The sequence below is a fragment of the Streptomyces sp. NPDC030840 genome, assembly GCF_055572015.1.
This window is the reverse complement of the sequence record NZ_JBVIEE010000019.1, coordinates 85,255-97,354: the sequence shown is the minus strand read 5'-3', so window position 1 is coordinate 97,354 and position 12,100 is coordinate 85,255. Positions and strand designations below refer to the sequence as shown.

At 67.6% G+C, this 12,100-nt stretch carries 10 protein-coding genes and 2 pseudogenes; 8 read left to right on the top strand and 4 right to left on the bottom strand.

All coding sequences use genetic code 11. The annotated features are described in order from the left end of the window. Positions 1-195 precede the first annotated feature (195 nt). The 6 genes and pseudogenes from ACZ49J_RS32515 to ACZ49J_RS32490 all read left to right on the top strand — a co-directional run. Positions 196-513 (top strand): ABC-2 family transporter protein, encoded by a 318-nt coding sequence (locus tag ACZ49J_RS32515; protein ID WP_467454169.1) that lies wholly within the window; start codon positions 196-198, stop codon positions 511-513. Positions 514-769: 256 nt separating this feature from the next. Continuing rightward, positions 770-1,648, top strand: a complete 879-nt coding sequence (locus ACZ49J_RS32510) for a transketolase (protein WP_467454285.1) — start codon at positions 770-772, stop codon at positions 1,646-1,648. Further along, positions 1,645-2,658: a transketolase family protein gene (locus ACZ49J_RS32505; RefSeq protein WP_467454170.1), complete on the top strand. Its 1,014-nt coding sequence runs from the start codon at positions 1,645-1,647 to the stop codon at positions 2,656-2,658. The genes ACZ49J_RS32510 and ACZ49J_RS32505 overlap by 4 nt, the downstream gene beginning before the upstream one ends. Positions 2,659-3,352: 694 nt before the next feature. Next, the gene (locus ACZ49J_RS32500; RefSeq protein ID WP_467454172.1) at positions 3,353-3,925 is read left to right on the top strand and encodes a glycosyltransferase; all 573 of its coding nucleotides are present in this window, start codon (positions 3,353-3,355) and stop codon (positions 3,923-3,925) included. Next, entirely contained in the window at positions 3,925-5,103 is a 1,179-nt protein-coding gene (locus ACZ49J_RS32495) for an MFS transporter (protein WP_467454173.1), read from the top strand. The genes ACZ49J_RS32500 and ACZ49J_RS32495 overlap by 1 nt, the downstream gene beginning before the upstream one ends. 769 nt (positions 5,104-5,872) lie before the next feature. Continuing rightward, a pseudogene (locus tag ACZ49J_RS32490) lies at positions 5,873-6,022 on the top strand (transposase); the annotation flags it as partial. Positions 6,023-6,238: 216 nt separating this feature from the next. On the opposite strand, the pseudogene ACZ49J_RS32485 reads toward ACZ49J_RS32490, so the two are convergent. Together ACZ49J_RS32485 and ACZ49J_RS32480 are read right to left on the bottom strand one after the other, a co-directional pair. Next, positions 6,239-6,829, bottom strand: a pseudogene (locus ACZ49J_RS32485) (transposase); the annotation flags it as partial. Continuing rightward, positions 6,772-7,074, bottom strand: coding sequence for an IS110 family transposase (locus tag ACZ49J_RS32480; RefSeq protein ID WP_467454174.1), 303 nt, complete (start codon positions 7,072-7,074; stop codon positions 6,772-6,774). The gene ACZ49J_RS32480 and the pseudogene ACZ49J_RS32485, both read right to left, overlap by 58 nt. Before the next feature lie 267 nt (positions 7,075-7,341). Between ACZ49J_RS32480 and ACZ49J_RS32475 the strand changes: the two genes are divergently transcribed. After that, on the top strand, positions 7,342-7,812 hold the full coding sequence (locus ACZ49J_RS32475; protein WP_468351177.1) for a transposase: 471 nt from the start codon (positions 7,342-7,344) through the stop codon (positions 7,810-7,812). Here the strand turns inward: ACZ49J_RS32475 and ACZ49J_RS32470 are convergent. Continuing rightward, the gene (locus ACZ49J_RS32470; protein ID WP_467454178.1) at positions 7,751-8,260 is read right to left on the bottom strand and encodes a hypothetical protein; all 510 of its coding nucleotides are present in this window, start codon (positions 8,258-8,260) and stop codon (positions 7,751-7,753) included. The genes ACZ49J_RS32475 and ACZ49J_RS32470 overlap by 62 nt on opposite strands. A gap of 318 nt (positions 8,261-8,578) precedes the next feature. On the opposite strand from ACZ49J_RS32470, the gene ACZ49J_RS32465 reads away from it, so the two are divergent. Further along, positions 8,579-9,964 (top strand): hypothetical protein, encoded by a 1,386-nt coding sequence (locus ACZ49J_RS32465; RefSeq protein ID WP_467454179.1) that lies wholly within the window; start codon positions 8,579-8,581, stop codon positions 9,962-9,964. Between the two features lie 62 nt (positions 9,965-10,026). Here ACZ49J_RS32465 and ACZ49J_RS32460 read toward each other — a convergent pair whose 3' ends face one another. Beyond that, complete coding sequence (locus ACZ49J_RS32460) at positions 10,027-11,883, bottom strand: hypothetical protein (protein WP_467454180.1); 1,857 nt, start codon at positions 11,881-11,883, stop codon at positions 10,027-10,029. Between the last annotated feature and the right edge of the window lie 217 nt (positions 11,884-12,100).

Sequence of the window (12,100 nt, the reverse complement as noted above, 5' to 3'; positions counted from 1 at the left end):
GGCCACCATCAAGATGCTCGCGGGAATCCTGGAGCCCACTTCAGGCATGGTCAAGGTGGCTGGCCTGGTGCCGTGGAGGGAGCGGGAACGTAACGCCCGGAACATCGCTGTGGCCGAGGGAGTCGCGCAACGGCAGGTCCCACCACAATTGGCTCCGTTGCCTGAACCGATTCGGGGGACTGGCCTTCGTGTGGATTGTGGTGGAACGGTTCGGCCGGGGTCGGAGACTGGACGCTGCATCAGATCGCCCTACAGGTAGATCTGGAGCAGCAGCGTGAGCAGGCCGAAGATGACGTCGTCGGCCCGATAGGAACACAGCGCACGCACCTGGGCGCGCAGGCCATGCACCTCCTGCTCGACAACATCTTCAACACCTTCGATGGCTACCCCATGAAAATATTTCCCCCCGCCATCCGTTTTTCGATCACTTTCGTCTTCCCGCTCTCCTTGGTCGCCTATCTCCCGGCCGGGGTGCTCCTCGGCCGCTCCCAGGAATTATTCGTGAATCGATGATCGCGTTCGCCGCCCCGGTCGTTGGCCCAGCCCTGCTCACTTGCGTATATCTCTTGTGGCGGCCAGGTGCGCCATTACAGCAGCTCAGGGCACTAGGAGTGCGTTCCGTACCATGCAATGACCTCCTTGACCCGTTTTCTATGACTAATTATGGTGCGTTGGGCGGCGGGGTGGAACTGTCCTCGTCGCGCCTCGCCCAATTCTCGTCGAGAGGATGAACGTGGCATATCAAGAAAGAGGTGGCAGTCACGCGGCAGTGACTCCGGGAGAGCGGACCCTTCCGCCACCCGACGAGGAAACCCTGGCCTTTCTCGCTCAGACTGCACGAGAGGTACGGAGTCACGTCCTGAAATTGGCTGGAAAATGCTCCGTGCACCTGGGCGCGGCTCTTTCCGTGACGGACATCCTGACGGCACTGTACTTCCGCCGTATGCGCTTCGATCCGGCCGATCCCAAGTCCCCTGACCGTGACCGACTGATCCTCAGCAAGGGCCACTCGGCGTTCGCCCTCTACGCCGTGCTCGGCCGACTCGGCCTGATCGCGGCGGAGGAGTTCGAGTCGGTCGGCTCACCGGACCAGCGGCTCTGCTGCCATCCCACCGAGAACGTGCCCGGAGTTGAACTGGCGACGGGGGCACTGGGACACGGCCTGTCCGTGGCGGCGGGTATGGCGCTGGCCGCCCAACTGGATGAGCGTGACTACCGCACCGTGGCCGTGCTCGGCGACGGAGAACTCAATGAGGGCTCGGTCTGGGAGGCGGCGATGTTCGCGGCGCACCACCGCCTCGGCTCCCTTATCGGCATCATCGACCGGAACGGTTATCAGCAGGAAGGTCCCACGGAGTCGACTATTCGCCTCGACCCGATCGACGAGAAATGGCGGGCATTCGGCTGGCGGGTCATGACAGTCGACGGGCACGACTTCCCCCAGTTGTGCATGGCGCTGGACAGCGCCTACTGCGGTGACACGCCGACACTTCTGGTGGCGAACACCACAAAGGGGCACGGTGTCTCCTTTATCGCGGACGACCCGGTCGCCTGGCATATGGGAAGACTCACCGAACAAGAACTGCACAGGGCCCTGGGGGAAGTGCGGGGGGCCGGGTCGGCGAGCGTTCTCGGGAGGGTCGAGTGAGAGAAGTCCACGCCAACGGAAAAGGCCGGAGCAACGAAAGTAACGGATCCCGACTGGAGCTGGAACCCCAGTCGATGTTGCAGGCCTGTGTTCCCGTCATCGCCGCGTTGGGTGAGGAATTCCCGAATATGGTCGGCCTGGGGCCGGACAGCCGCTCCGTCTTCTCGGAACTGGCCCGCCGATCCCCTGAGCGGTTCATCGATGTGGGCATTGCCGAGTCCAACCTGGTGGGCGTGGCAGCCGGCCTCGCGCGTTCCGGGAAGAAATGCATTGTAGCGTCCCTGGCGGCCTTTCTGGTGCGCCGGGCCGCGGAGCAGATCCGCAGCGACGTCTGCAACTACGGCGCTGATGTCACGTTCGTCGGCGTCGGCGGAGGGTTCGCCTGCGAGGAGTTCGGGACGAGTCACCACGTTATCGAGGATCTCTCCGTCTTCCTGACCATGCCCGGAATTCGCGTTTTCGTTCCAGCCGATGCACTTGAGGCGGTCTGGGCGCTGGAGACTGCTGCCCGGACGGCTGGGCCGGCCTATGTGCGGCTCGGGGCTCGTACCGATCCGGTGATCCACCGTTCGTCCGACGGCTTTGCTCCGGGCCGGCTCGAAATGCTCCGCCCCGGCGACCAGGCCGTCGTCTTCGCCAACGGGGTATGCGTGTCGGAGGCACTGGTCGCGGCGGAGGAACTGGCCCGGGACGGAGTCGACTGCGCGGTCGTCAACGTCGGTTCAATGAGGCCGCTGGTAGCCGAAGCCGTCTCCGAGGCGGCGCGTGGCAAACGTGCGGCCGTCGTCGTGGAGGAACACGCGCGTCCAGGGCCGCTCGCGGCACTGGTCGCCGAATACCTGCTGAGGGACGCCTTCGGCGGGGCCATGGCAAGCCTCGCCATTGAACCCCGCGGAGTGGCGGCTGGCCCGCGCAAGAGACTGCTCTCCTCGTTCGGAATCGACGCCCCGGCGATCCGGGACGCCGTCCTGCGACTGCTCCCGCAGGAGGTCTCGGCACGATCCACGTAGGCAGTCATCGGCCAGGCCTCTCGGCTTCGCACTTGAAGGAGCACACGTGACCAACCCTTCTGCCGCCGACCCGGTGAATACGGGTGAACTTCGTGACCGACATCTGCGTGTACGACGGCTATGGGAGCATGTCCGGGTACGTGGCGGTCGGGATGGCTCGCGCGGGTGTCCAGGTGGACGTGGTGCCGTTGAGACTCCAGACCAGGGGCCTGTCTCAGGAGGTGCGGAGCCTGCTGTCGCGGGCCACACCGTTCACTGTCGGCCCCGTCCTGTACAACTCATGGCCGCGCCCGGAACTCGAACGCTGTGCCTGTGCCGAGCACTACGTGCACACCATGTGGGAATCCAGCCACCTGCCCGCCGATTGGCCCGGGCGCCTGAACCGGAGCTGGGCCGTGATGGTGCCCAGCCGGTTCGTCGCCGGCGCCTTCCGATCCTGCGGCCTCTCTGTCTCCGTCGAGGTGGTCCCCGAAGGTGTGGATCCAGATGTTTACCCCTACGTCGAGTGGCCCGAGCGGGAGGGCGTCACCACGCTCGTCGTGGGCACGATCCAGCCCCGGAAACATGTCGCAGAAGTCATCGCCGCGTGGCAGACGGCGTTCGACGGGGATCCCACGGCACGGCTGGTGATCAAGACGCGGTTCGGCCGCTGGGGCGGGGTGACCTCGCCGTCCCGCACGACGAATGCATCACCATGGTGGACGAGAGCGAGCCATCGCGGGGCATCCGGCACTGGTACGAGCAGGTCGACGTGCTGCTCGCCCTAGGCAGCGAGGGGTTCGCTCGGGTGCTCGTGGAGGTAATGGCCACCGGGCTCTCCGTCATCGCGCTGGCCTCCGAGGGACAAGGCGATGTCTGCACCGACGCCGGCGAACTCGTGCTCGCAGTGCCTCCGGCACGGTGGGATCCTGCCGGCTTGCCAGGCTTCCCGCGCGGCGGCATTCGCGGCGTCCCGGACGTGCGGGACGTGGCGAAGCACCTGACATGGGTCGCGTCTCGCCGCGCGGAGGCCGCCGCGATGGGCCGCGAGGCCTCCCGGTGGGCACATCGGCACCGCCACGTGTGGAACAAACGGAAGGGAATGCTGGACGTCCTTGACCACTACGGAGGGGGTCTGAAGCTGGCGTCCGGCGTCTTTGCCGATCTCGTTACCGGCTACCTGAAGGAGGGCTCTCCGACTTTGAGTGAACCGATTCGGCCTGCTTGTTCAGTCCCGGTGGAAGGGGAAACCGGGCGTGGTTACCCTCTCGTACTGAGGCTGATGTGATGCGTGCTTATGCAGCCTTGGTCCGGAAATCGACAGCTCGCAGGTTGATCGCGGCTACGGCGGCCGGAAAGTTCGGTTTCGCCTCGTTCCCTCTGGCGATGGTTCTGTTGGGCCACGGCCCGTCGGGGTCGTTCGTCGATGCGGGGTTGGTTGCCGCAGCGTGGAACATCGGCGGGCCGGTGACGGGACCGCTCCGCGGTCACCTGGTTGACCGCTACGGTCATCGGCTGCCCCTGACTGCTTTGTCGCTGGTGACCATTGTGGCCGTCACGGGACTGGCCACCGCCACGAACGTCATTTTGCTGGTGGTCTTCGGCGTTCTCGCTGGGGCAGGCGCACCTCCGATCATGGCCAGCATCCGCCCTCTGTGGGCTCGCCTCGTGCACCGGAACCTGGTACGCGGTGCCTACGCGATGGACGCGGTACTCAGCGAGATGGCCAAGGTCTGTGGGCCACTCATTGCTGCGGTAGTAGCGACTCAATCCCCACGGCTGGGCGTGGTCACAGCTGGAGCGCTCGTGGTGGTCGGCACCTTCTTGGTTGTTGTCGGCCGTCTGCCGGTCGAGCCCGCTCGGAAAATACCTTCCAAGACGAGCCCTGTGCGCGCTGTGGTGGCGTTGCCCGGTCTGCGATTGCTCCTCCTGGCCAATATGACCACGGGGGCCTGTCTCGGCGCGCTGACGGTGGGCCTGCCCGGCCGGGCCTCCGAGCACGGAGCGGCAGCAAATGCCGGTTGGCTGTTCGCCTGCCTCGCCGTCGGCAGCGCACTCGCCGGTCTGTGGTTCGGTGCACGTCGGCAGCAAATTGCTCCAACGGTCGGCTATCTCGTGGGCTTTGTCTGGCTCACTCTTGCGCTGGTTTTGTCGGCCTTCGTTCCCGTTGGAGTACCACTAGCGATTGTCCTGGTCATCGCGGGTGGGGCGCTGGCCCCAATGACGGTCTGCCAGTTCGAACTACTAGATAGGCATGCCCCGCAGGGGGCCGCGGTCGGGTCCATGATGTGGATGGTGTCGGCTGAGGAATTGGGCAGGGCTGTCGGGCTGACGCTGGCTGGGGTGCAAACGCAGTCCTTCGGGGCATCGTTTGCCATCTGCACAGCGGCCGGAAGCGCATGCCTGGGGGGGATCATCCTCGCCTTGCGCTTCGGCCTCCTGGAGTCTGGGACTAGGGCGCCTTGACCTCGGGGCTTCTCTGTGTGCCCTTGCTGAACAGCGTGCGGGAGACACGTTGCGGCCCGGTGGCCGCCCTCCCTTACGGTCTCGTGTCAAGGGACAGCAGGAGTTCCCGGGGGCGGACTGTTGACCTCCCCGGCTGTGGGGTCGCCGTGGCGAGGGTCTGCTTCGGCACCGCATCCCCCTCAGGTTGCAGTACGCTCCGGCACCACCGAAAACAAGACAGGGCCGTTCATCTGACAGGCCCCGCCAGGGGACACCGCCGAACGAGGATGAGGTTCTCTACGGCTTCGACGCCGACGGCAGCCTGCTTCCCCCGTGGTGATGTCGCGGGCCTGCCCGCCCTGGCAATCTCAGCGGCACAACAGCGACATGTTCCGTGACCCTGTCTGTGCAGACAGGCCGAGGCGCGCAAACACCGGCCGGTACACGGGGCGTTCTGAAATGCTGGCTAGTGTACGGATCGCCACAGAGGGTCGGTAACTGGCCGTTCTCTATCCGTCCGTGTGGTCGGTGGGATTCGAACGAGGGCCTGGTTCGGGTGAGTCGGCCGGTTCGGGTGCATGGAAGAAGGGCCTCTTGGTAGCTCGCGGTTGTCGAATCCAGCGAGAAGCAAGAGGCCCTGTTGCCGAAGTGTCGCGTGGTCCTGGTCGCCGAGTCCAGTTCGTCCACTCCTGGGTGTGACTGCATCGCCCATCGGTTCGGGAACGCGGCCGACCGGCCGGAGCGCCGGCCTCGGTATGACTCGGACATGAGCGATGCGGAGTAGGCACTGGTGCGGGATCTGCTGCCGGTACCCGGATGGCTGGCGGGCCGGGGCGGCAGGCCGGAGAGCTACTGCCACCGGCAGATGATCGACGCGGTGCGTTACCTCGTCGACAACGGCATCAAGTGGCGGGCGATGCCCGCCGACTTCCCGCCCTGGCCACGGGTCTACGCCTTCTTCACCCGCTGGCGGGACACGGGACTGGCGGCCGAGCTGCACGACCGGCTGCGCGGAGCCGTCCGCGTAGCTGAGGGCCGAAGCTCGGAGCCGACCGCGGCGGTCGTGGACTCGCAGTCCGTGAAGGCGGACGCCACCGTCACCCTGGCCTCCCGGGGATACGACGCCGGGAAGAAGACATCCGATGCGGAAGAGTTGTCAAGCCGCCAGGGTCAGATGGGCTTCTCGTGGCGCCGGGAACGCGACGGCCTCGTCGAAGTGGGTGCGCCGGGTGAGGCAGTGGTGGAGGCAGCCGATCATGCGGTTGAAGAGGTTGCGCTGGGCTGCGGTGTGCCGGTCGCCGGCTTCACGGCGACGGTCGCAGTGGGCCCTGGCTCCGGTTGAGTGGGACAGTGCCGAGAAAGCCCACATATAGCCGACCCCGGCCAGCCGCTGGTTCTTCACCCTGCGGGCCATGACCACCGTGTTCCTGCCGGAGGCCCTGGTCACGGGTGCGGCACCCGCGTACGCCTTCAGGCCCCGGGCATCGGCGAAGCGGGAGCGGTCGTCGCCGATCTCGGCCAGGACACGGGCGCCGCTGAGCGGGCCTAGTCCGGGGAAACTGATGATGATCTCAGCGTCGGGGTGCTCCTCGAACGCCTCGGTGGTGGCTGCGGCGAGGTCTTCCGCGCTGGTGCACGCGGCATCCAGCTGCCGCAGGAGCGCGAGGGTCTGCCTTCCCATCGCCTCCTCTACCAACGAGAGTTGGCGCATCCTGGGTGCTCTGAGGGCGGTGTGCAGACGCTCGAGGCCTCGATGGCCACCGGTGTGGGGTTCTCCGCCGTGTCGCCGTGCTCGGCGAGGAGCTGGAGCAGCTCGTTCAGTCCGTCGATGGTGTCGTCGATGCGGGCTCGGGCCTTGAGGACGCCCGTTTCGTCCACGACGGCTATGTCGTGGTGGTCGCTGGCCCAGTCGATGCCGCAGAACACTCTCACCTTGCTCCAGCTCTCTCGTCTGCTTCCTGCGTTTGGGCTGGTCGAAGCCGTGCAGGGCATGCGTCTCTCTAATGGAAGGGCTCAGCGGCCCGACATCCGATTAGCCGTTCATGACCCCCAGCGACCTGCGGGGCCCTCGGTCTGCAACGGAGCTGGAGGCTCCCGATCGCGTAGGAGGTGGTCTCTGCAGGAGGCTTGAACCATGATCATCATCGGCCATCTAGGGGCGCCCCTCGTCGCCAACGGCGAGTGCCAGCACACGTCAGTCTTCTTTGAGGGCTCAGGGGCCCGGATCAACGGAGGGCGTTGTGCTGGCGCTGGCGGTCGGTGACGAAGGTGGGCTTCAGCCGTGTCAGCTGCCGCCCATTAGATCAACGGGCGCAAGCGCCACCTGCTGACCGACCCCCTCGGGCTCCTTCTGGCCGTGCTGGTCACGCCGGCATCCACCACCGACCGGGACGCCGCCCGTCCTGCTGCCCACAGCAAAGAATCACTTCCGGCGGCTGGTGCGGATCTGGGCCGACGGTGGTTACTCCGGCCACCTCACCGACTGGACCACCCAGCACCTCGGACTGCGTCCGCCGCAGCGACGATGTCCAAGGTATTCAGGTCCTGCCACGCCGCTGGGTTGTCGAAAGATCCTTCGCCTGGCTCCTGCGCAGCCGACGCCTGGGCCGTGACTACGAACGACGCACCGACACCAGCGAGAGCGTCATCCTGTGGTCGATGACCATGCTCATGAGCCGCCGCCTGGCCGCCCAGCACCAGCAGGGTCAGGCTCCGGCACAGGCAGCATGAACCTGCCCGGCTTCTCCTCGACCAGCCAGCCCCGCTCCACCAGCCGTTTCAGCCGGGCCCGCGCTCCCTCGACGCGCGAGGCGGACGCGCTGTCCCAGCCCAGCACCACCGCCGCCCGCCGGGCACCGAGTCCGTCGGCTCCCGCCTCCACGGCGGCGGCCATCAACGCCTGGTAGTCCACCGACAACACCTCGGTGCCAGCCGCGTCCTGGCGGTGAGGCACCGCCCGGCGCGGCCCCACCGGCTTCCTCTGCGACACTCTCTCGGGCGTCACGGCGGGTGCATCCGCCTCGGCCAGCGCCTCCAGATACTGCTCCAGGCCGATCACCCGGCGCCTGAGCACCTCTTCCGCCTCTGACAGAGCCGCCCGCACCCGCTCCAGCTCGGCTTCGAGGTCCTCCACCCGCATCGCCGCGGCCTTCTGCCGCGCTTCCAGAACCGCCCGCATCGATGGCACCCGCCACCCCCACGACATCTCGCCCAGCAACGAACCGAGACTCCCGCGACAACCGGGCTCTCACGCCTGACCAGCAGAAACCGCACACGAGGTTCGGAAAGAAAACGACCTCTCACTGGCATCTGAGTTGTTCAGGACAGCCGCGGCCCACAGTGGTATCGGCACAGCCTGCCAGGTGTCTGACGTCATCCGCCCTCGCGCGACACCACTCGCCCGGGTGACGGAATGCCTGCCGCCGGTGCCCGCCCTCTACCATCGGCGTCCGTGCCTTCTCCACACCCTGCCGCCGGTGCCCGCGTCATCTACGCGTTGGTCGATCCCCGCGACAACACCCAGCGATACCTGGGCCAGATCGCCGTCCCCTCCCAACTGCCTGTCGTTGAAGGCGTGTTGAAGAAGCAACCTACCGCCCATGCTGTGGCCGCCTGGGTGCGCGGTCTGCAGGAAGCCGGCCACACCCCGGCGGTGGAGGTCGTCCGCGACCAGGTGCCGGCCGCCGAGGCGAAACGTGTCCTGCAGGAGGAGCTGACCGAGCGCCTTGCCGCGGGAGCCCCGCTCCTGAACGAACAGGGCGCCGCCAAGGGGCGCAAGCTGCGCCAGGAACGGGTGATGGCCCAGCGCGCAGCCGATGAGGCCGCCGCCTGGGCCGAGATGGCGCACGCCCTGCGCACACGCCTGGGCGGGCCCTTCCCGCCGAGTTCCACGACGGCGATGCGGCTGCCCGAGCCGGTCAGGACTCACATCCCCGTGCTGCCCGACATCGATCGCGACACCCTGACCTTCTCCGAACGCTTCAGCACCCGGGAACACACCGACCGCCTCGAAGGCCCGCTGACGGACGCGGTCGACGCCCTGTTCTGCGAGCTGCAGGACCTGCACAGCTACGGCGACAAAGGCCCCCGCCAACAGCTGCACTACCGCATCTGCTCCATCGTGCTGCGCCGGCGACGTACTGACCTTGCCCGGCTGGAGCAGATGATCGGGCTCGTGCCCTGGTGCATGTATGCCGTAGCACCCTGGTATCGCATGGCTCAAGCAGGTCGGCTGGTCGACAGCCCCGCTCAGTTCATCCGGTGGCTCGGCGACACCCCGGCGGCTCGCGCGCTGCAACTGCTGGCCGACGAGGAACGCCAGTTGTGCCTCATGCTCGAGCACCACCACGACGATAGGCGGCGGCACCCGGAGATCTGCCTGGTGGCCACCGCCGCAGCCCATTGTGACCTGGACATCCCGGCCCCACTACAAGACCAGGTGCGCCAACTGCTCGCGGATCTGTTGCGCGATCCGATGCTCACCCAGCCGATGGCGGATCTGCTGCTGCGGCTGGATTCGCAGGCCCTGCGCGTGCTGGGGCCGGATGTAGCTCCCGGGACGGACGAGCGGCTCGGGCTGGCAGCGGGCACCACGGCACGGGTCCTGGCCGACCTTGCACACCACGCCTTCAGCAGCAACCGTCAGCTGCGGCAGGCCGCGTGGCGTGCATCGGGCAGCGCACCCACGGTGAACGTGCCCGACTTTGACGGCTGGTCCGGCCCGACCGTACCGACCATGCGGGTCGTGTCCGCCAACCTGGTCCACGCCGGTGTCCTGGCTGCGCCCGAGGGCCGACCGGCCGCCGAGTACGTCACCGGCGTCCAGCGCCTGCTGGCTCCCAACTACGACACCCACGCCGCGCGATGGCTGGCCGACGAGTAAGCCGACGGACACGAAGGGCCGGTCGGCCGCACTGACTCGTCCTGACTGGCACTTCGTGCTGGTCAGGCCGCCTCTGCGTCCAGCTGGGCAGGGATGTAGCGGTTGCTGCGGTCCAGGCGGATTTCACGCACCCCAGTCAGTGGACGGGTCAGGGGGTCGTTGACCGCGGCGATGATCTGCACCGGCGTGCCGTCCGCATCCGCGACGGCGGCTGCGTCGGCGAGCTGTTCCATGAGCCGCTCGGCCATCTGCCCATCCAGTCCCTGGCCGCCCAGGCCGCTGAGCGGCGAGTCGACCATCAAGAACAGCGGGAGCAGCACCGTCGGCACACAACGGGCCAGATCGCGCAGGGCCAGCATGGCGCAGAGGTTGGCCAGCGTCTGCGGCCCGCCGGCCACCGCCTGGTCGTCGAAGGCCAGCCCGTCCACATGGGGCAGGAACGTCTCCGAATCGATGCGGGCGTGGCGCACGTCAGGGTTGACCGCCCTGAGCCGGGTGGGGAAGTGCTGCGACCACTGCTCCACCAGCTGCTTGAGCTCGGTGGCGAGCTTCTTCTCCGCCTCCTTCCACACCTCGTGCGCCTGGTTTCTCGCCTCCAGCAGCCGGTCCCGTTCAGCCTCCAGTGCCGCCAGCACCCCCACTTCCTTGATCCGTTCCCGGAGCTGCTCCAGACGCCCGGCAAGGTGAGCGGCTTCCTTCTCGTGCGCCAGGGCCGATGCCCGGCACGGGTCCAGTGTCGAACACGTGAAGTCATTGATCGACAGCTCGGCCGCCCGCACCGTCTCCCGTGCCGTGTCTTCCGTCTCCTGTGCCCGCGTCAGCTCGGTCTCCAGCCGCCCGCAGGCCTGACGTGCGGAGGCGAGCGCCTGCTCCGCCTGCGCCAACTGCGCCGCCTGGCCCGACAGCCGCTCCGCGTGGAGCCTGTCCTGCTGTTTGCACACCCGGCAGTGGTCTTCGGGAAGGCCGTCCGCGCACAGCACCTGAGTGCACTGCGGGCAGTGCTGGGGCAGGGACGCCTGCTGCCTCAACCCCTCCAAGCGGCCTTCCAGGTGGCTCTCATGGCGCTGGGCCTGGCGCAGCCGCTCCTCCACCGCACCGGTATGCCGGCGTGCCGAGTGCTGCGCGGACCTCGCCTGATCGCGCTGTTTGTCCAGCTCGGCCAGGTGCCGCTGATGCCTGCTCAACTCCTCCTGGGCCTGCCTCGCCCGCTCGGCCGTGATCGCGTGCTCCTGCTTCCACAGCAGTTCGGTCGCCTCCAGGTCCATCGGGCCGGGCAGCCCGGCGTCACGGCGTGCCGCGCGCATCGCTGCGGCCGACGCCTTCGCCTGCGCATGGGCCGACTTGGCCTCCTGGAACCGTTGCTGGAGGGCATCGATGTGCTCGTCGTGCAGGCCCAGCAACACCCGCCCGGTCAGCCGACGGACCGCGTCGCTTCCCCCGCCCAGGTAGGCGGTGGCAATGGTCGACTGCCGCAGCGACATCCACCGCTCGACCTCGGCCAGCCCGACCCGGCCCCCGCCGCTGCCCACGATCGGGATCCCCAGCAACTCCATGACGAACTCACTGGCGCTCTGCTCGACGCCGCGCCCGCGGGCGACCGGCCGACGCACCTCGCCGACCGTCGGGTCACTGAGATTCTCGAAGGACACATAGCCGCCGCGGTGCAGGGCCGGCCGCGTCGCCTGCCAGCGCGTATCGCCGATACGGAAGATCAGGCGGACCTGGGTACACGACCTCACCGCGTGCATGATCTTCCCGCTGTTCAGGCCCAGCGGGTACAGCAGCGACTCAAAACCCGTTGACTTGCCCGACCCGGAGCACCCCACGAGCAACGTCACCACGCCAGTGAAGACCTGACCCACCCAGGACTCCAGGACCTGGAATTCGTGCCGCTCGATGATGAAAGACCGCCGACGCACCGTGCACATCTCCCTCCGCCCGGCCCGCATGGCCGAGTGCCCTGGCGCCAACGAACAGCCCGCGCCGCACGTGACGGGCGCCGCCGCATCTCATCCGCACGGATGATCAGCAGACGCAGGCGTGACCTTCCGGCCGGGCCCCGCACGGCACACCCCCGACCGACCAGGCCGCCGGCACGGCACCCCCGATGACGCACGGCGTCGAAGCCCCGCCGGT